This window comes from Bradyrhizobium sp. CB3481 (genome assembly GCF_029714305.1).
Lineage (GTDB): Bacteria > Pseudomonadota > Alphaproteobacteria > Rhizobiales > Xanthobacteraceae > Bradyrhizobium.
In genome coordinates, this window is record NZ_CP121647.1 from 7340159 (window position 1) to 7358148 (window position 17990).

Genomic DNA, 17990 nt, shown 5'->3' on the forward strand with positions numbered 1-17990 from the left:
CGATCCTTTTCTTGTTTCTAATTTGAGCCTTCGTCGAGGAATTTGACCATCAGAAATTCGTCATAATATCGTCCGTCCTGCTTGAGGGCGCGCTTCTCATAACCGTACTCGACAAAGCCCATGGCCTTGTAGAGCCGGCACGCTGCTTCATTCTCGCTCACCGCGGTCAACTGAACCATCTCCACGCGCCCTCGCGCATGGTCGAGAATGGCGGCGACAAGCTGTTTTCCAACGCCCGTGCCGCGCGCCGTGCTTCGAACATACATCGCCCAGAGCATGCCCTTGTGCGCCTGCTTTGAACCTTCCTGCGCAGAAAATCCCGCTATTCCGGCGAGCTTGCCGTCCAGGAACGCGCCGAAGATCGCCGCGCGGCCGATGGCCGCTTCGAACCACGATAGTGGCTGCGCGCTTTCTCGTTCGAACGTGCTTCCGAACGCTGCGGAATCATTCAAAAGCGCTTCCAGCCGGATCTCCCGGTAGAGCGCTGCATCAGCCGGCTCCAGGCGACGTATATGCGCGCCAATGTCGATCACGTCTGCACCTCGCTTCGTTTGACCTGTCTGCGGATCGGTGCCAGCCTTGTCAATCCTGCAACGCGCATCTCTGTCCGGATCCCGCCATGTCGGATTTCAAACAGCTCAGCCGCTCGGTCAAAGGCCTGACCGTTCTCGTCACCGGCGCCGCCAGCGGGATGGGCCGCGCCACCGCGCTGGTGTTCGCGGCCGAGGGCGCCCACGTTGCGGTCACTGATCTGAATGCCGAAGCCACGCTGGCGGTTGCCAGCGAGATCGCATCGAGAGGCGGTTCTGCGAAAGCATGGACGCTCGACGTCGCCAATGCCGGCGACATCACCAAGGTGGTCAACGAGGTCGCCGCGCATTTCGGCGCGCTCGATATCGTCATTAACAATGCCGGCATCTCCGTGCGCGTCGCGATCGACGATGACGGCTATGATGCCGCCTGGGACAGGGCGCTGGCGGTGATGCTCACAGCACATCCCCGCATCATCCGCGCCGCGCTGCCGCACTTACGCAAGTCGAAATCGCCCCGCATCGTCAATATCGCCTCGACCGAGGCGCTTGGCGCCACCGCGCTGCACAGCCCGTACTCCGCTGCCAAGGGCGGCGTCACCAGCCTGACCCGCTCGCTCGCCGTCGAGCTTGGCCGCGAGGGCATCACGGTGAACTGCATCTGCCCCGGCCCGATCCGCACCGCGATCACCGAGCGGATTTCCGAGGAGCACAAGACCATTTACGCCAAACGCCGCACCGCCCTCGGCCGCTATGGCGATCCCGAAGAGGTCGCGCACATGACGCTGAGCCTATGCCTGCCGGCCGCCTCGTTCCTGACCGGCGCGGTGATCCCGGTCGACGGCGGGCTGATGGCGCGGAATGCGTGAGCGCTACCTGCGTCCGGGACACGAGGCCATGCATCATCGACAGAACCGATAACGTTGACATCGCGCGGCCCGGGAGTAGCCTTTCGGAAAAAGCAACGCAGCAGGGAGAGGCGCCATGGCCTTGGCCATCCGTCAGTTGCAGAAATATTTTGTCGGCGAGGTTTCCGGCCTCGATTTGCGCGTGCCGCTGACCAGGGAGCAGGCCGCCGAAGTCGAGGCCGCCATGGACAAATATGCCGTGCTGGTGTTTCACGGCCAGGACATCACCGACGAGCAGCAGCTGGCCTTTGCGCTGAATTTCGGCGAGCGCGAAAAAGCGCGCGGCGGCACGATCGTGAAGAAGGACGAATATCGGCTCGCCACCGGGCTGAACGACGTCTCCAATCTCGGCAAGGACGGCAAGCCGCTCGCCCGCGACAGCCGCGCCCACCTGTTCAATCTCGGCAACTGCCTCTGGCATTCCGACAGCTCGTTCCGGCCGATCCCGGCAAAGTTCTCGCTATTGTCGGCGCGCGTCGTCAACCCGAAGGGCGGCAATACAGAATTCGCCGACATGCGCGCGGCCTATGACGCGCTCGACGACGAGACCAAGGCCGAGATTGAGGACCTGATCTGCGAGCACTCGCTGATGTATTCGCGCGGCTCGCTCGGCTTCCTCGACTACACCGATGAGGAAAAGGAGATGTTCAAGCCGGTGCTGCAGCGCCTGGTGCGCACGCACCCGGTGCACGGCCGCAAGTCGCTGTACCTGTCCTCGCATGCCGGCGCCATCAAGGGCATGAGCATGCCGGAAGCGCGGCTGCTCTTGCGCGATCTCACCGAGCACGCCACGCAGCCGGAATTCGTCTACGTCCACAAATGGACGCTGCATGATCTCGTGATGTGGGACAACCGCCAGACCATGCACCGCGTGCGGCGCTACGACCAGTCGCAGCCCCGTGACATGCGCCGCGCCACCGTCGCCGGTACCGAGCCGACGGTGCAGCAGGCGGCGGAGTAAGCAAGCGGTGTCGTAGGGTGGGCAAAGCGAAGCGTGCCCACCATTCTCAAGAACAGGGTTGGATGGATGGTGGGCACGGCGCAAGTGCGCCTTTGCCCACCCTACCGTGTTCGCGACGGCTAGCTACGCGTGCCCAGCTTCGTTTGACAGCATGCCGGGATCGATGCCGATCTTGCGCAGCGCGCGCTGGTATTTTTCCTCGACGTCGTCGCCGAAGATCAGATCCGGATCGGCGTCGCAATGCAGCCAGCCATTGTGCTGGATCTCGTTCTCGAGCTGGCCCGGCGCCCAGCCGGCATAACCCAGCGCCAGGATCGCGTGCTTCGGCCCGGTGCCCTCTGCGATCGCCTTGAGAATGTCCACCGTTGCCGTCAGACAGATGCCGTTATCGATGTTCAGCGTTGCATCCTGGATGAAGAAATCACTGGAATGCAGCACGAAACCGCGGCCGGTATCGACCGGGCCACCCTTGAGCACCTGCAGGGTCTCGGCGTTCTCCGGCAGCTTGATCTGGTCGGCCTTTTGGATGATGTCGAGCTGGACCAAAAGCCCCGGAAAATCAATGCTGCCGGCCGGGCGGTTGACGATGATGCCCATCGCCCCTTCCGACGAATGGGCGCACATGTAGATCACGGATCGCTCGAAGCGCGGATCGCCCATGACGGGCATCGCAATCAGCAGGCGGCCGTCCAGATAGCCTTCGCCGGAAAAGCCATCGCCAATCCCGGCAGCTTTGCGGCGGGCGGACTTCGGTGTCTTGCCTTCAGGGCTCATCCGCAAAAGCCTCTCTTGCAGGGTTCATATCCTGATATCGGGGGCGGTTTCTGTCAATCAAGCTTGCGGCCTCATTCGCCGAACGATCACACGCAATTCAATGGTTTGCGGCGAAACTTGCCTGTAAAGACGTGCCATGATCCCTATGGTTCCCCTGCGCGCCGCGATCGGCGCTGCCGCTTTGTGCGTTGCGTGTGCGATGTCGGAAGTTCGCGCCGAGGATGCCTCGCCGTGGCAACGCGACGCGCATTCCGCGCTGCGGCTATTGGCTGGCTCGCGCAGCGGCACAGTGCTGCTCGGCGGCGTCGCCATCCAGCTGCAGCCGGGGTGGAAGACCTATTGGCGGACGCCCGGCGATTCCGGCGTCCCGCCCCGCTTCGATTTCTCCAAATCCGACAATGTCGAAGCCGTGACGGTGCTGTGGCCGGCGCCGAAGAAATTCGACGACGGCGCTGGCGGCACCGCGCTGGGATACAAGCACCAGGTCGTGCTGCCGCTCCGCATCGTCGCCAAGAGCGCCGACAAGCCGGTGACGCTGCGGGCCAATATCAGCTACGCGGTCTGCGAGAAGATCTGCATTCCCGTCGAAGCCCATGCCGAACTTGCCTTTGCCAGCGTGGCAAGCACCGAGGACGGCACGCTGTCCGACGCGCTGAATGCGGTGCCGAAGCCCGCCAATGTCGGCGACCCCACTCCGCTGACCATCCGCGACGTCAAGCGCGAGGGAAAGAACAGCGTGCTGGTCGACGTCACGGCGCCGGAGGCCAAGGAGGTCAGCCTGTTCGTCGAAGGGCCGACGCCCGATTGGGCGCTGCCGGTGCCGCGGCTGGTCGAACAAAGCCAGCCTGGGGTCAAACGCTTTACCTTCGAGCTCGACGGCCTGCCCCCCGGCGCCAGCCCCGATGGCGCCGCGCTCAAGCTGACGCTGGTCGGCGGCGACAAGGCCTATGAATTCAACGTCAATTTGAACTGACTTCCTCCGCCCATTCCCTAACTTTGGAAGCCCTTGCCCCAACGGAGAGTTACGAAGTCGGGGGCGGCGCCATCATGGCTGGAGGTGTCGTGTGGACAGGCCGGGGATCGGGGTTCAGGATGAGATAGAGCCCGCCTGCGACTAGCATGACGGCAGCTATCACCAGCCCCATCATCGCCAGCACCAAATCGCTTGGGTCATCCATCTCAAGGCCGGGACGGGATCGGATTCGAGCAGACGGCAGCCACCGCCTTTGGCTATCCGCGCGAGCGCGCGTGTTGAATAACGGCGGGTCCTAACGACCTTTGGCTATCCGCGACAGGCGCCGTTGTGAACGGCGGGCGATGGCTCCGCCGCAACAAACGATGGCCAGACCATTTTGTTCCTGGGGACCTTCGCCGTTTTGCGCCATCATTGCAGCAGCGAGAATGGGCAGCCGTCCGTCGCCGCCTGTGAAAAATTTTTCAGTCGACCTCTTGAACGCGATTTTCGGTACACCCAAATCGCTTTCCGCGCCGGAGGCGCTTTGACGTCGCACGGTGTGCTTTGGAATGCGGCCGGGCCGAAAGCCAGGCACGGTATTCGCCAAACAAGAAAGGATGGATGAGTAGGGAGCCTGAGATGAGCGCGTCTGTTCAGGGAACGCCGCGCAAACGCGCAGCGCTGGTTCTGGATTGGCTCATGTTCGCAATGAGCTTCGCAACAATCGCGTGGATCAGTTTTCGAACGATAGGAGGATGAGATGATCGCTGATCACACCATTGTCTCCGCTCGGGCGGAGATGAGCAAACACACCGCCGCGGATCGACCCTTCAAGGGACGATTGATGGCAATTGCCATTGGCGCGGCACTGACCATGCCGGCGCTGGCGGCTTGGGGGACGGACAGTCCACATGTCCGGCAGCCTTTCAATGGCACTGCTACTCCCATCACGTTACCGCCGGTTCCCTACATTGAATCGATACCTTGGATGAAGTGGGACGCGAACACCAACGCGTTCAAGACCGACCTCCTGCTGTCCCCGACACAGCAGTGGGGTATCGGGCCAACGCGGCGGCCTCAGGGCACGCAGCAACTGTCCGCCAATTGAGCCGATCAGCCCGATGCGCTTGCGTTGATATCGCAGACCGCATCGGGCCCGCGATCCCATCATCCGACTATGTCCAGCCGGTCGATCCAGACCCAGCATTCGTCCGAAGCAGCCATATTCCAGCAATTGCCCCCGAGCGTCCGAGCGTTCCTGCTCGAAAGCGAGCGCCGGGTAATCGAGCATTGTCTACGCCTGTTGCGAGCGCCAAACTTCGCTGGTGACCACCGCCAGCGCCTCTTGCGTCTGGCGAAGCGCGCGGAATCCCACCTGCAGCGGCTCGATGGAACAGCTCCCCCATCCAACCGAATCTTAACGAATGGTTGATACATCCGGCCATCGCCGCCGCCTCGCGGCGCGTTTCGGGGATGCATCCTTGTGGCTGTGATCGAGACACAATCCGCAACCGCCTCGCCTTCCGGCGTGGTCGGACGCCTACGTGCCCTGCTCGGCGGCTCCCATGAGGCCTCGGTCACGCGGCGCCTGGCCGGCACAATCTTCGTCATTCGCGTCTTCAGCGCCGCGCTCGCCTATGTCTCGCAGATCCTGCTGGCGCGCTGGATGGGCGGCTCGGATTACGGCGTCTATGTCTATGTCTGGACCTGGGTGCTGCTGCTCGGCAGCATGATGGATTTCGGCATCTCGGCATCCGCGCAGAAGATCATTCCGGAGTACCGGACCCGCGGCGAACATGCGCTACTGCGCGGCTTCCTCTCCGGCAGCCGCTGGATCACCTTCGCGGTCTCCTCCATCGTCTCGCTGCTGCTGGCCGGCGCGGTGAAGGGATTGTCGCCGTGGATCGACGGTAACGCGATCGTTCCGCTCTATATCGGCTGCCTGACATTGCCGGCCTTTGTCGTCGCCAATACCCAGGACGGCATCGCCCGCTCGCATGACTGGATGCAGCTCGGCCTGATGCCGCAATTCGTCGTGCGGCAGGCGCTGATCGTCGGCTTTACCGCGGGCGCCTTCGTGCTCGGCTTCAATCTTGGCGCCACCGCCGCGATGCTGGCGAGCGCCGCGGCGGTGTGGATCGCGATGATCGGCCAGATGGTCGTGCTCAACCGCAGGCTAGGCGGTCATGTCGAGCCCGGCCCCAAGGCCTATGACTTCCGCGGCTGGCTCGCCGTCTCGCTGCCGATCCTGATGGTGGAAGGATTCTATTTGCTGCTGTCCTATACCGACGTACTGATGCTGCAGCAATTTCGCTCGTCAGAAGAAGTCGGCGTCTATTTCGCCGTAGTGAAGACGCTGGCGCTGGTCTCCTTCATTCACTACGCGATGGCGGCGACGACGGCGCACCGCTTTGCCGAGTACCATGCGCAAGGTGACAAGCCGCGGCTGTCGGCCTACGTGGCGCATGCGATTCAGTGGACGTTCTGGCCGTCGCTGGCTGCCACTATCCTGCTGCTGGCGCTGGGCAAGCCGCTGTTGTGGCTGTTCGGGCCGCAATTCGTGGTCGGCTACGACATCATGTTCATTGCCGCCGTTGGCCTTTTGGTGCGCGCGGCGATCGGCCCGGTCGAGCGGCTCCTCAACATGCTCGGCCACCAGCACATCTGCGCGCTGGCCTATGCGCTCGCCTTCGTCATGAACGTCGTGCTCTGCGTCATTCTGGTACCGCGCTTCGGCGGCCATGGTGCGGCGGCCGCAACCTCGATCTCGCTGGCGTTCGAGACCGTGTTGCTGTTCGGGATCGTGCGCCGGCGGCTCGGGCTCCACGTGCTGGCGTTCGGCAAGCGCGCACCGAACGAGCAATAGGACAGCAATCGCGTCACATTTCGACCGCCTCTTTTAGGAGGGGAACAGATGGTCGCCGGCGCGTTCCGCCAGCGCTCGCGATGCCTTGGGAGCGCCACATTTGAGGCCGCAGGACGTTGCCATCGCCGGAGCGGCCCAATGGAGAAAATATCGACGCACTCTGGCACCAGCATAAAACATTGTTATCCGGGCCAATCGGGACGCCCACGCCAGCGTTGCTATATACTCCATGGAATCAACGATCTGACATTTGGAAATGATTGATCCTCTCTACGTTGCATCGGGATTCGGCGTCGGCCTTCTGGTCGGGATGACCGGCGTCGGCGGCGGTTCGCTGATGACGCCGTTGCTGATCCTGTTGTTCGGCATTCACCCGTCGACCGCTGTTGGCACCGACCTGCTTTACGCCGCGGCGACCAAGACCGGCGGCAGCCTGGTGCATGGCCTGGCGCGGAGCATTCACTGGCCGGCGGTGATCCGCCTTGCCAGCGGCAGCATCCCGGCAAGCATCGTCACTTTGCTGATGCTGTGGCAGCTCGAACTCGACAGCGAGACCGCGCGCAGCCTGGTCAATCTGGTGCTGTGCTTTGCACTGATCCTGACCGCGACCTCTTTGATCTTCCGCAAAGCCATCATGGAGCGCTACCGCCGGCGGATGGAACAGCTCGGCGCGTCGACGACCGGCCGCGCGACTATCGCGGTCGGCGTGGCGCTCGGCGTCCTGGTTTCGATTTCATCGGTCGGCGCCGGCGCCGTCGGCGTGACCGCGCTTCTGCTGCTCTACCCGCGCCTGCCGATGGCGCGCATCGTCGGCTCCGACATCGCGCACGCCGTGCCGCTGACGCTGGTCGCCGGCGCCGGTCACTGGGCGCTGGGTTCGGTCGACTGGGCGCTGATGGGCGTGCTGCTGATCGGCTCGCTGCCGGGCATCATCATCGGCAGCTACTGCGCGGTTCGCGTACCGGAGGCCGTACTACGCCTGCTGCTGGCCACCGTGCTGATCCTGGTCGCCAGCAAGCTTGCCTTCAGCGAGCTGCAGATTTCGACGGAGAGTGTCGCAGCCGCCGCCCGGAGCTTCACGCACTAAAAACAGGGCGGGCTTCCCAAGCGGCAGACGCCCTGATGACGAACCCTCATCCTGAGGAGCGGCGTCTTCGCCGCGTCTCGAAGGATGCGGGCCCGACTTGGCCTCATGGTTCGAGACGGCGCAAGAGCGCCTCCTCACCATGAGGGGCAACGGCGTTTGCGAATTCGCTACGCGGCGGTCCAGCCGCCGTCGATCGACAAATTGGCGCCGGTGATCTGCGCGGCGTCATCGCTGCACAGGAACAGCGCCAGTGCCGCGACCTGTTCCGAGGTCACGAACTCCTTGGTCGGCTGCGCCTCGAGCAGCACGTCGTTGATGACCTGCTCCTTGGTCAGGTTGCGCGCCTTCATCGTATCGGGAATCTGCTTCTCGACCAGCGGCGTCCAGACGTAACCGGGACTGATGCAGTTGCAGGTGATCTTGAAGGTCGCAAGCTCCAGCGCCACCGTCTTGGTGAGGCCGGCGATGCCGTGCTTGGCCGAGACATAGGCCGCCTTGAACGGCGAGGCGACCAGCGAATGGGCGGAGGCCGTATTGATGATGCGGCCCCAGCCGCGCTTCTTCATGCCGGGCACCGCGGCGCGGATGCCGTAGAACGCCGACGACAGGTTGATGGCGATGATGGCTTCCCATTTCTCCGGCGGAAACTCCTCGATCGGCGACACGAACTGGATGCCGGCGTTGTTGACGAGGATGTCGACCGAACCGAAGGTCTTTTCGCCGAGCGCGATCATTTCGGCGATCTCGGCCGGCTTGGTCATGTCGGCGGGCGAATGCACGGCACGCACCTTGAAATCGGTCTCGATACCCGAGCGCTCGCGCTCGATATCGGCAGGCACGCCCATGCCGTTGAGCACGATATTGGCGCCGGCGGCCGCGAAAGCGCGCGCATAGGCCAATCCGATGCCACTGGTCGAGCCGGTCACGACGGCGGTTTTGCCTTTTAACGTTGTCATTGCATTCACTCCTGCTTGGCGCCAGGGGTTTTGGGAGTATCCCCCGACATGTCGTAAGCCATCATTGTCTCGCCGGATTGCGGGCGCTCCAGCACGTCCTTGTGACGCATCGACTGATGAACGTCGCGGACGCCCGCGTTCCAGTGCTCGACCATGGCGACGTGTGAAAAGTCGTAGTCCTTGGACGAGGTTTCGTAATTCTTGCTCTTGTAGATCAGGTGCACGACGGTGACCGTGTTTTCCTTGGCGGCGTTGCACAGCACTTCCACCGACGGATCGTTCTTCAGCTCATCGGGCAACTTGCCGAGCAGTTCACGCAGCGCCTTGCGCGCGTTGTGCAGTTGCTTGTTCTTGTCGGTCGCCATCCGGGTGCGGCTGGAATAGCGGATGTCCTTTTCGCGTTCGGCGGCTTCCAGCAGCGATGTCGGCAAGTCGCCGGTCGCGCTGAACAGGTCGACCTGGAAGATCAGGAGATCACGGTTAGTTTCCTCACCCAACACGAAATCCAGCGGCGTGTTGGAGGCGATGCCGCCGTCCCAATAATGCTCGCCCTCGATTTCGATGGAGGGAAAGCCCGGCGGTAGCGCGCCCGAGGCCATGATGTGCTCCGGCCCGATCTTCTTGCCGAGCTTCCTGAATTCGAAATTGTCGAAATATTTCAGATTGCCTGAAGCCACGCCGACGGCACCGACGCTGAGCCGCGTCTTCAGATCGTTGATACGATCGAAGTCAACCAGCCGCTCCAACGTCTTCTTTAAGGGCGCGGTGTCATAATAGCTCTGCGACTGCCGGCTGCCCGGCGGCCATAGCGGCGCCGGCGGAACACGCGGCGTGAAGAAGCCGGGGACGCCAAAGGTCGCGATCAGCGCCGCACTGGTTTCGTTGAACAAAGAGCGGGCGCGATCGCCCGGCGTCACCGGGCTCCACGACACCGGCGACGATACCATCTCCCAGAATTCCTTGAGCCGATCGACGCGCGTTGAGTTGTCGTTGCCGGCAATGATCGCTGCATTGATGGCGCCGATCGAAATGCCGGCAATCCATTCCGGCTCGAATCCAGAACGACACAGCGCCTGAAAGGCGCCCGCCTGGTAGGAGCCGAGCGCGCCGCCGCCTTGCAGCACCAGCACACGCTGCGCCATGGCCGGCGTGGTGGCCGGTGCCGCGTCGGAAGAATGCATGGTGACCGTATGGAGAGAATCCATCGTGACCGCCGGCTAGTGGACAATGACCGCGGCACCGTGGCGGCAGTTCGCGGCCGCGTCAATCAGCGAGATCGAAGCAAGGATCACGCCGAGTTTATCGCCTTGTGAGGGGCCGACGACCTCGCGGGCCCTGCCTTCAGGTCGATGCAAGGATGAGCGTCCAGAACACCTTGTATTTGGTGTTTGGCGCATAGGCCGCCGCGATGCCCAATTTTGTGACACCGTTCTTGAGCATATTGGCCTTATGCGGCGGCGAGTCGCGCCAGCCGGAGAAGGCCTCCGCCAGCGTGTGGTATCCGGCCGAGACGTTTTCGACCGCGAGCGTCGCCGGGTAGCCGGAGGATTTCAGCCGCTTGTCCAGCGGCCCCTTCACGTCGTGGTCCATCTTGTTGCGGGCGGCCATCGCCTGCGACTGCTGCTCGGCGAGCCGGGTCAGTTCCGGATCGACCACCACGGTGCCGAGGCCGTTGTTCTGACGGTATTGCGAGATCATGATCGCGGCGGCGGCCGTATCGAGGGTGGCGCCGGGCTTGGACATGTCGATATACATCGACGGCTGCTCCGGCAGCTTGACGTCGCCCGCGCAGCCGGCAAGCAGCAAGAGCCCGATAATGGCGGTTGTGGCCCGTTTCACCGAAAAATCCCCCGAATCCCCTAAGGCTGGATGGCCGTTGTTGCATACCAACCGTGGCTGAATGGTGAACGGGGAATTATTTGGCCGTCATTCCGGGGCGATGCGCAGCATCGAGCTACGGGGCGCCCTTGCGCCCCTGAGAATCTCGAGATTCCGGGTTCGCTTCGCGCCCCGGAATGACGGCCTCACTATTCCTGGGCTGCGAAAATCCGGTAGCGGCGGGGCTGCAGGCCGATGATCTCGCCGGCCTGCAGTTCCCGGTCCCGCGGGGCATCGATCTCGATCACGGTCTTGCCGTCGCCATCCGTCAGGGCGACCTCTGCACGCTGAATCGGGCCGAAGGAGCGGACATGGCGCACCGCGCCCTCCAGCGAGCCGGTTCCGGCGGGGCCGATCTGCATGTCGTGGCGGCGGACGAACAGTTTTGACGCACCAGCTGCGACGCCCGCGGCGGCGATGTTGAGCGGCCGGCCGCCGAGATGCACGGAGCCGCCGGCGACCTCCACCGGCAGCACGATGGACTCGCCGATGAAGCCGTGGACGAACGCGGTCGCCGGATTGTCATAGACATCGCCGGGTGTGCCGATCTGCTCGATACGGCCCTTGTCCATCACCACCACGCGGTTGGCGACCTCGAGCGCCTCTTCCTGATCGTGGGTGACGAAGATCGAGGTGACGTGGATTTCCGAATGCAGCGAGCGCAGCCATTGCCGCAGCTCTTTCCGCACCTTGGCGTCGAGCGCGCCAAAGGGCTCGTCGAGCAAGAGGATGCGCGGCTCGATCGCAAGCGCACGCGCCAGCGCAATGCGCTGCCGCTGGCCGCCGGAGAGCTGGCTCGGATAGCGGCTCGCCAGCCAGTCGAGTTGCACCAGGTCGAGCAGTTCCTTGACTCGGGCGCGGATCGTCGCTTCGTCCTTGCGCACGGCGCGCGGCTGCACGCGCAGACCGAAAGCAACGTTCTCGAACACCGTCATGTGGCGGAACAGCGCGTAGTGCTGAAACACGAAACCGACATGGCGCTCGCTGGCGCCGTGGCCGAGCGCGTCCTCGCCGTCGATCGTCACCTCGCCCGCATCCGGCCAGTCGAGGCCGGCGATGATACGCAGCAACGTCGTTTTGCCCGAGCCGGATGGACCGAGCAGCGCCAGCAATTCGCCCTTGCCGACCTTCAGATCGACATTGTCGAGCGCGGCAAACGAGCCGAATTTCTTGACGATGTTCTTGACTTCGATGGTCACTTTAAATCGTCCTTTGGGGTTTGCCCCTCGTCCAGGCGCTGCTCGAGAACGGTCTTCACCACCAGCGTGATCAGGGCGAGCATCGCCAGCAACGAGGCAATCGCGAATGAGGCCACAAACTGATACTCATTGTAGAGGATCTCGACCAGTAGCGGCATGGTATTGGTCTCGCCGCGAATGTGGCCCGAGACCACCGACACCGCGCCGAACTCGCCCATGGCGCGCGCATTGCACAGCAGGACGCCGTACAGCAGGCCCCATTTGATGTTGGGCAGGGTGACGCGGAAGAAGGTCTGCAGGCCGGATGCGCCGAGCGAGACCGCCGCCTCTTCCTCCTGCGTGCCCTGCTCCTGCATCAAGGGAATCAGCGACCGGGCGACGAACGGAAAGGTGACGAAGATCGTCGCCAACGCGATGCCCGGCACCGCGAACAGAATGTGGATGTTGTGCGCCTGCAGCCAGGTGCCCCAATAGCCCTGCGCGCCGAACAGCAGCACGAAGACGAGGCCCGAGATCACCGGGCTGACCGAGAAGGGCAGATCGATCAGCGTGATCAGGAAGGTCTTGCCGGGAAAATCGAACTTTGCGATCGCCCAGGCGGCAATCACCCCGAACACCAGATTTAGGCTGACCGAGATCGCCGCCACCAGCAGCGTGAGCTTGATCGCGGACAGCGCCTCCGGCTCGGCAAGTGCGGCAAGATAGGCGCTGATGCCCTTGGAAAAGGCCGAAGCGAACACGACCACCAGCGGCAGCACGACGAAGATCGTGAGAAAGGAAAGGGCGAGCGCAATGATGATGAACCGGATCGGCCCGGGCTCGCTTCGCAGATCCTTGGAGGCGGCCGCGTGGCGCGCACGGTCGCTTGCCGCGCGCGGGGCCGGCGGAGAAATCGCAAGGTCTGCCGTGGAGGCATAGGCCCGCAGCGAGGTCGCCGGAGTCACGAAGCTTGTTTGCGTCGACATCGACCGGCCCTCAATGCGCGGGAATGCGGGTTTGCGCCCAGCGTTGCAGGCGATTGACGGCGAAGATGATCACGAACGAGGCCAGCAGCATGACGACGGCGATTGCCGTCGCATCGGCATAGCGGAATTCCGACAGGCGGATCACGATCAGGAGCGGCGCGATCTCGGAAACGTTCGGCAAATTGCCGGCGATGAAGATCACCGAACCGTATTCGCCGACCGCGCGCGCAAACGCCAGCGCGAAGCCGGTCAATAGCGCCGGAATCAGGCTCGGCATGATCACCCGGAACACAGTATGCCAACGGTTAGCCCCGAGGCTTGCCGCCGCTTCCTCGATCTCGGGATCGAGATCGATCAGCACGGGTTGCACCGTGCGCACCACGAAGGGAATACCGATAAAGACCATCGCGATGAAAATACCGATCGGCGTGAACGCCACCTTGATGCCGAGCTCGGCCAGCGGCGCGCCGAGCCAGCCCTTCTGCGCAAACAATTGCGTCAGCGCAACGCCGGCTACCGCGGTCGGCAAGGCGAATGGAATGTCGACGATGGCGTCGAACAGCCGCCGCCCGGGAAAGCGGTAACGCACCAGCGCCCAAACGATGATCGTGCCCATCACCAGATTGACGCAGGCCGCGGCAAAGGAAAGGCCGAACGAAATCCTTAGCGCATTCAGAGTGCGGCGGCTGGTGAGGATTTCCCAGAACTGAACGAGCGAGAGGTCGAACGTCCTTAGAAACAGGCCGGCGAGCGGAATGAGAATGATGACGGAAAGCCAGGTCAGGGTCAGTCCCATGGTGAGACCAAACCCGGGCAGGCTGCTTCGCCGTGCGACCGCTGTGCTCACAAATCCCCCTGCTTTCGCTCCGGCCGCCCGTTCGCCAGATCAATTCTTGTAAATCTGGTCGAAAATGCCGCCTTCGCCGAAGTGATCCTTCTGCGCCTTGGTCCAACCCCCGAAAACGTCGTCGATGGTGAAAAGTTCGACCTTGGCGAAGGATTTTTCGTATTCCTTCGCGATCTCTGAATCGCGCGGACGATAGGAATTGCGTGCGGCGATTTCCTGGCCTTCCTTGGTGTACCAATATTTCAGATAGGCCTCGGCGACGGCGCGGGTGCCCTTTTTATCAGCAACCTTGTCGACCACAGCCAGCGGTGGCTCGGCAAGGATCGATAGTGGCGGCGCCACGATCTCGAACTTGTCCTTGCCGAATTCGCGCTGTGCCAGGAAAGCCTCGTTCTCCCACGCCAGCAGCACGTCGCCGACGCCGCGCTCGACGAAGGTTACCGTCGAGCCGCGCGCGCCGGTATCCAGCACCGGTACGTTCTTGAAGAGATCGGCGACGAACTTCTTGGCCTTGTCGGCGGAGCCGTATTTCTTCTCGGCGAAGCCCCACGCCGCGAGGTAATTCCAGCGCGCGCCGCCTGAGGTCTTGGGGTTCGGTGTGATCACCTGCACGCCGGATTTGATCAGATCGTCCCAGTCCTTGATCGCCTTGGGGTTGCCCCTGCGCACCAGGAATACGATCGTCGAAGTATAGGGCGAGGCATTGAGCGACAGCTTCTTCTGCCAGTCCGCGGCCACCAGGCCCTTGGCGGCGATCGCGTCGATATCATAAGCGAGCGCCAGCGTGACAACGTCTGCCTGCAGGCCGTCGATCACCGAGCGCGCCTGCGAGCCCGAACCGCCATGCGACTGCTTGATCTCGACGCTCTTGCCGGTTTCCTTCTTGAATGCCGCGGCGAACGCCTTGTTGAAATCGGCGTAAAGTTCACGCGTCGGATCGTAGGACACGTTGAGCAGGCTAAAATCAGCGGCGAAAGCCGAACCTGCAATGAGCAAGCCCGCGAGGAGCGGCAGAATGCGACTGATCATCGTTGATCTCCATTCGGCTCGATGAAGCATATCATCAAAGCGCGAAGGTATAAGTCGCGACGAAAGGTCGCTCAGTCAACGAAACCGCATTTCATTGTTTGCGGTTCCGCAGCTCCGTTGTCCTATGAAGTACGAGTTCTAGGAAGTTTTCGTCGTATGAATGCCGCATTCCGTCTTGGCGCGGCCGCGCCAGCGACCCGCACGGGCATCCTCGTCCGGTGCGGTGCGGCTCGAACATGGCATGCATCCGACCGACAGGTAGCCCGAGGCGACCAGCGGATGCGGCGGCAATTTGGCCAGCTTGTAGATCGCCTCGATCTCTTCGCGCGAGACATTGGCGAACGGATTGAACTTCAACCGCTCGCCATCCTCTTCGACGACGGGAATCTCGGCGCGCGCGCCACCCTGAAAGCGCTTGCGACCGTTGATCCAGGCGGAGAACGGCTTGAGTGCCCGCGCCAGCGGCTCGACCTTGCGGATGCGGCAGCAGGCATCCGGATCGGAGAACCACAATTCGCGATCGGGATCCTGACGCGAGAGCGTCTCTTCCAGTGGCTTGATGGAGCGAACGTCGAGAAGGCCGAGCACGTCGGTCAACTTATCGCGATAGGCGAGCGTCTCCTCGAACAGCCAACCGGTATCGAGGAAGATCACCGGGATCGCCGGGTCGACGTCCGCCATCACCTTGAGCAGCGCAGCTGACTCCGTGCCGAAAGACGACACCAGCGCCAGCTGCTCGCGGCCGACGGTCTTCAGCGCGGTCTCGATGACATGCGCCGGCGAGGCGCCGCGCAGGGTATGCTCGAGCGTCTGCGCCGAAGGAAGGATCGCGGGAGCTGCGGCCAGTGCATGCGGTGAAATCATGGTCACTGCCCAGCACTCTCCGAATGGCGCAATTGCATCCGCCGATTGAGCGCGGTGACGCGGCCGTCGCCGGTCGGCTGATAGAATACCGAATAGCGCTTCATGGTCTCGGCAAACGCATCGGCATCGGCGTCCTTTTTCACCTCGAAGGTGTCGAAGCCGGCGCGCGACATGAATACGAACTGGTCGCGCAGCACCTGGCCGGTGGCGCGCAGCTCGCCGTCATAGCCATGCCGCTCGCGGAGCAGGCGCGCCTGGCTGTAGGCGCGGCCATCGCGGAAGGTCGGGAACACCAGCGCCACGGCGGCCAGACGCTCGAGATAGGGCAGGAGATCGTCGACGGCGCGGTTGTTCGGCCAAATCACGCCGGTCTTGCCCGCACGGCGCAACAGCGTTTCGGGATCGGCGAGAAACCGTTCCGATGAAATCAGGATGTCCCCGTTACCAGGTAGTTCCTCGCCGTCGGCGACGCGGACGAACAAATCGGTGACAATTCTTCCATTCTTAACGAGTGGCATAGACCCGCTCCTTGAAAGGCTCGACGCCCAGACGCTTCACCGTATCGACGAATAGCTCCTCGGGACGGTCGCGCAGCGCCAGATAGGCTTCGACGATGTCTTCGATCACGTCGGCAACTTCGGCATAGGGAACGGCCGGGCCGATCAGGACGCCCATCTGCGCGTTTTCGTCGGCACGGCCGCCGATCGTGATCTGGTAAAATTCCTCGCCGTTCTTCTCGACGCCGAGAATGCCGATATGGCCGACATGGTGATGGCCGCAGGCATTGATGCAGCCGGAGATGTTGATGTGCAGACGGCCGATCATGTCTGATGTGTCGTGGTTGGCGAACCGCCGGGTCAATTCCTGCGCGATCGGAATCGAGCGCGCATTGGCCAGCGAGCAATAGTCCAGTCCAGGACAGGCTATGATGTCGGTGACCAGGTTGACGTTCGGCGTCGCGAGCCCGAGACGGTCGAGCGCCCTCCAGAGCTGCGGCAGGTCGCGCTTGGCGACATGCGGCAGCGCCAGGTTCTGCTCGTGCCCGACGCGGATTTCGCCGAATGAATATTTGTCGGCGAGATCGGCGACCGCGTCCATCTGGTCGGCGGTGGCATCGCCGGGCGGACCGCCCACCGGCTTCAGCGACAGCGTGACGATCGAATAGCCCTGCACCTTGTGCGGCGCGACCGAGTTCTTGCGCCAGCGCTCGAACAGCGGATCGGCCGCCGCCTGCTTCAGTTCGTCCGGCATATGCGGCAGCTTTTCGTAGGCCGGATAGGAAAAGCGCGACCGCACCTCCTCGATCGCGGAATGATCGAGCGTCAGGGCGCTGTGGCCCATCTGCTTCCATTCCTCCTCGACCTCGCGCGCGAACTTTTCGATGCCGAGCTCGTGGACCAGGATCTTGATGCGGGCCTTGTAGATGTTGTCGCGGCGGCCGTACTGGTTGTAGACGCGCAGGATCGCCTCGACATAGCTCAGGATGTCGCGGCCATGGACGAACGGCTTGATGGTCTTGGCGATGAACGGCGTACGGCCGAGGCCGCCGCCGACCAGCACCTCGAAGCCGGTCTCGCCGTCCGCGTTCTTGTGCAGGCGCAGACCGATGTCGTGGATCTTGATCGCGGCGCGATCGTGCTCGGACGCGGTGATCGCGATCTTGAACTTGCGCGGCAGGAACGAGAATTCCGGATGCAGCGTGGTGTGCTGGCGCAAGATCTCCGACCAGATGCGAGGATCCTCGACCTCGCCGGGCGCAACGCCGGCCCACTGATCCGAGGTGACGTTGCGCATGTTGTTGCCGGAGGTCTGCATCGCGTGGATGCCCACTTCAGCGAGCTCGGCCAGCGCATCGGGCAGCTCGGCGAGCTTGATCCAGTTGTACTGGATGTTCTGGCGCGTGGTGAAATGGCCATAGCCGCGGTCATATCGCCGCGCGACACGGGCCAGCGCCCTCAATTGCTTCGACGACAGCGTGCCGTAGGGGATCGCGACGCGGAACATGTAGGCGTGCAGCTGCAGGTACACGCCATTCTGCAGCCGCAGGATCTTGAATTCATCCTCGGTCAGTTCGCCGGCGAGGCGGCGCTTCACCTGATCGCGGAATTCCGAGACACGCTCGTTGATGAGCGTGCGGTCGAGTTCGTCATATGCATACATGATGGACTAGC

The 17990-nt window shown here is 63.0% G+C and carries 19 protein-coding genes; 6 read left to right on the forward strand and 13 right to left on the reverse strand.

The window, feature by feature from the left end; translation table 11 throughout:
• Nucleotides 1-17 precede the first annotated feature (17 nt).
• A complete protein-coding gene (locus QA643_RS35495; protein WP_283030296.1) occupies nt 18-533 on the reverse strand; it encodes a GNAT family N-acetyltransferase in 516 nt (171 codons plus the stop codon).
• A gap of 86 nt (nt 534-619) precedes the next feature.
• Between QA643_RS35495 and QA643_RS35500 the strand changes: the two genes are divergently transcribed.
• Nucleotides 620-1399: an SDR family oxidoreductase gene (locus QA643_RS35500; RefSeq protein ID WP_283030297.1), complete on the forward strand. Its 780-nt coding sequence runs from the start codon at nt 620-622 to the stop codon at nt 1397-1399.
• Between the two features lie 115 nt (nt 1400-1514).
• Nucleotides 1515-2399: a TauD/TfdA family dioxygenase gene (locus QA643_RS35505; protein ID WP_283030298.1), complete on the forward strand. Its 885-nt coding sequence runs from the start codon at nt 1515-1517 to the stop codon at nt 2397-2399.
• 123 nt (nt 2400-2522) lie between these two features.
• Here QA643_RS35505 and QA643_RS35510 read toward each other — a convergent pair whose 3' ends face one another.
• On the reverse strand, nt 2523-3173 hold the full coding sequence (locus QA643_RS35510; protein ID WP_283030299.1) for a YqgE/AlgH family protein: 651 nt from the start codon (nt 3171-3173) through the stop codon (nt 2523-2525).
• A gap of 136 nt (nt 3174-3309) precedes the next feature.
• Here QA643_RS35510 and QA643_RS35515 point away from each other — a divergent pair, with 136 nt between their 5' ends.
• Nucleotides 3310-4146, forward strand: a complete 837-nt coding sequence (locus tag QA643_RS35515; protein ID WP_283030300.1) for a protein-disulfide reductase DsbD domain-containing protein — start codon at nt 3310-3312, stop codon at nt 4144-4146.
• Nucleotides 4147-4441: 295 nt separating this feature from the next.
• On the opposite strand, the gene QA643_RS35520 is transcribed toward QA643_RS35515, so the two are convergent.
• Nucleotides 4442-4648 (reverse strand): hypothetical protein, encoded by a 207-nt coding sequence (locus QA643_RS35520; protein ID WP_283030301.1) that lies wholly within the window; start codon nt 4646-4648, stop codon nt 4442-4444.
• Between the two features lie 240 nt (nt 4649-4888).
• On the opposite strand from QA643_RS35520, the gene QA643_RS35525 reads away from it, so the two are divergent.
• The 3 genes from QA643_RS35525 to QA643_RS35535 all read left to right on the forward strand — a co-directional run bounded on the left by QA643_RS35525 (nt 4889) and on the right by QA643_RS35535 (nt 8081).
• Nucleotides 4889-5236 (forward strand): hypothetical protein, encoded by a 348-nt coding sequence (locus QA643_RS35525; protein ID WP_283030302.1) that lies wholly within the window; start codon nt 4889-4891, stop codon nt 5234-5236.
• 375 nt (nt 5237-5611) lie between these two features.
• A complete protein-coding gene (locus QA643_RS35530; RefSeq protein ID WP_283030303.1) occupies nt 5612-6994 on the forward strand; it encodes an oligosaccharide flippase family protein in 1383 nt (460 codons plus the stop codon).
• A gap of 256 nt (nt 6995-7250) precedes the next feature.
• Nucleotides 7251-8081: a sulfite exporter TauE/SafE family protein gene (locus QA643_RS35535; protein WP_283030304.1), complete on the forward strand. Its 831-nt coding sequence runs from the start codon at nt 7251-7253 to the stop codon at nt 8079-8081.
• 167 nt (nt 8082-8248) lie between these two features.
• On the opposite strand, the gene QA643_RS35540 is transcribed toward QA643_RS35535, so the two are convergent.
• The 10 genes from QA643_RS35540 to QA643_RS35585 all read right to left on the reverse strand — a co-directional run bounded on the left by QA643_RS35540 (nt 8249) and on the right by QA643_RS35585 (nt 17979).
• Nucleotides 8249-9037, reverse strand: coding sequence for a 3-hydroxybutyrate dehydrogenase (locus tag QA643_RS35540; protein ID WP_283030305.1), 789 nt, complete (start codon nt 9035-9037; stop codon nt 8249-8251).
• Nucleotides 9038-9042: 5 nt separating this feature from the next.
• A complete protein-coding gene (locus QA643_RS35545) occupies nt 9043-10218 on the reverse strand; it encodes a DUF3734 domain-containing protein (RefSeq protein ID WP_283035040.1) in 1176 nt (391 codons plus the stop codon).
• A 160-nt stretch (nt 10219-10378) separates the two neighbouring features.
• Nucleotides 10379-10876, reverse strand: a complete 498-nt coding sequence (locus QA643_RS35550) for a CAP domain-containing protein (RefSeq protein WP_283030306.1) — start codon at nt 10874-10876, stop codon at nt 10379-10381.
• A 188-nt stretch (nt 10877-11064) separates the two neighbouring features.
• Entirely contained in the window at nt 11065-12114 is a 1050-nt protein-coding gene (locus QA643_RS35555) for a sulfate ABC transporter ATP-binding protein (protein WP_283030307.1), read from the reverse strand.
• Nucleotides 12111-13079, reverse strand: coding sequence for a sulfate ABC transporter permease subunit CysW (gene cysW / locus QA643_RS35560; RefSeq protein WP_283030308.1), 969 nt, complete (start codon nt 13077-13079; stop codon nt 12111-12113). Before cysW ends, QA643_RS35555 begins: the two co-directional genes overlap by 4 nt.
• A gap of 10 nt (nt 13080-13089) precedes the next feature.
• A complete protein-coding gene (cysT, locus tag QA643_RS35565; protein WP_283035041.1) occupies nt 13090-13875 on the reverse strand; it encodes a sulfate ABC transporter permease subunit CysT in 786 nt (261 codons plus the stop codon).
• Nucleotides 13876-13965: 90 nt separating this feature from the next.
• Nucleotides 13966-14955 carry a sulfate ABC transporter substrate-binding protein gene (locus QA643_RS35570; RefSeq protein ID WP_283030309.1) on the reverse strand — a complete coding sequence of 330 codons (990 nt, stop codon included), beginning with the start codon at nt 14953-14955 and terminating at the stop codon, nt 13966-13968.
• 138 nt (nt 14956-15093) lie between these two features.
• The gene (locus tag QA643_RS35575; protein WP_283035042.1) at nt 15094-15819 is read right to left on the reverse strand and encodes a phosphoadenylyl-sulfate reductase; all 726 of its coding nucleotides are present in this window, start codon (nt 15817-15819) and stop codon (nt 15094-15096) included.
• 2 nt (nt 15820-15821) lie between these two features.
• Nucleotides 15822-16337, reverse strand: a complete 516-nt coding sequence (locus QA643_RS35580; RefSeq protein ID WP_283030310.1) for a DUF934 domain-containing protein — start codon at nt 16335-16337, stop codon at nt 15822-15824.
• Nucleotides 16324-17979: a nitrite/sulfite reductase gene (locus QA643_RS35585; RefSeq protein ID WP_283030311.1), complete on the reverse strand. Its 1656-nt coding sequence runs from the start codon at nt 17977-17979 to the stop codon at nt 16324-16326. The genes QA643_RS35580 and QA643_RS35585 overlap by 14 nt, the downstream gene beginning before the upstream one ends.
• Nucleotides 17980-17990: the final 11 nt, after the last annotated feature.

Coding starts and splice junctions, on each gene's coding strand:
- QA643_RS35505 (WP_283030298.1), top strand. CDS start 1,515: ATGGCCTTGGCCATCCGTCAGTTGCAGAAATATTTTGTCGGCGAGGTT.
- QA643_RS35545 (WP_283035040.1), bottom strand. CDS start 10,218: ATGCATTCTTCCGACGCGGCACCGGCCACCACGCCGGCCATGGCGCAG.
- cysT (WP_283035041.1), bottom strand. CDS start 13,875: ATGGGACTGACCCTGACCTGGCTTTCCGTCATCATTCTCATTCCGCTC.
- QA643_RS35515 (WP_283030300.1), top strand. CDS start 3,310: ATGATCCCTATGGTTCCCCTGCGCGCCGCGATCGGCGCTGCCGCTTTG.
- QA643_RS35575 (WP_283035042.1), bottom strand. CDS start 15,819: ATGATTTCACCGCATGCACTGGCCGCAGCTCCCGCGATCCTTCCTTCG.
- QA643_RS35585 (WP_283030311.1), bottom strand. CDS start 17,979: ATGTATGCATATGACGAACTCGACCGCACGCTCATCAACGAGCGTGTC.
- QA643_RS35535 (WP_283030304.1), top strand. CDS start 7,251: ATGATTGATCCTCTCTACGTTGCATCGGGATTCGGCGTCGGCCTTCTG.
- QA643_RS35500 (WP_283030297.1), top strand. CDS start 620: ATGTCGGATTTCAAACAGCTCAGCCGCTCGGTCAAAGGCCTGACCGTT.
- QA643_RS35540 (WP_283030305.1), bottom strand. CDS start 9,037: ATGACAACGTTAAAAGGCAAAACCGCCGTCGTGACCGGCTCGACCAGT.
- QA643_RS35510 (WP_283030299.1), bottom strand. CDS start 3,173: ATGAGCCCTGAAGGCAAGACACCGAAGTCCGCCCGCCGCAAAGCTGCC.
- QA643_RS35570 (WP_283030309.1), bottom strand. CDS start 14,955: ATGATCAGTCGCATTCTGCCGCTCCTCGCGGGCTTGCTCATTGCAGGT.
- QA643_RS35580 (WP_283030310.1), bottom strand. CDS start 16,337: ATGCCACTCGTTAAGAATGGAAGAATTGTCACCGATTTGTTCGTCCGC.
- cysW (WP_283030308.1), bottom strand. CDS start 13,079: ATGTCGACGCAAACAAGCTTCGTGACTCCGGCGACCTCGCTGCGGGCC.
- QA643_RS35525 (WP_283030302.1), top strand. CDS start 4,889: ATGATCGCTGATCACACCATTGTCTCCGCTCGGGCGGAGATGAGCAAA.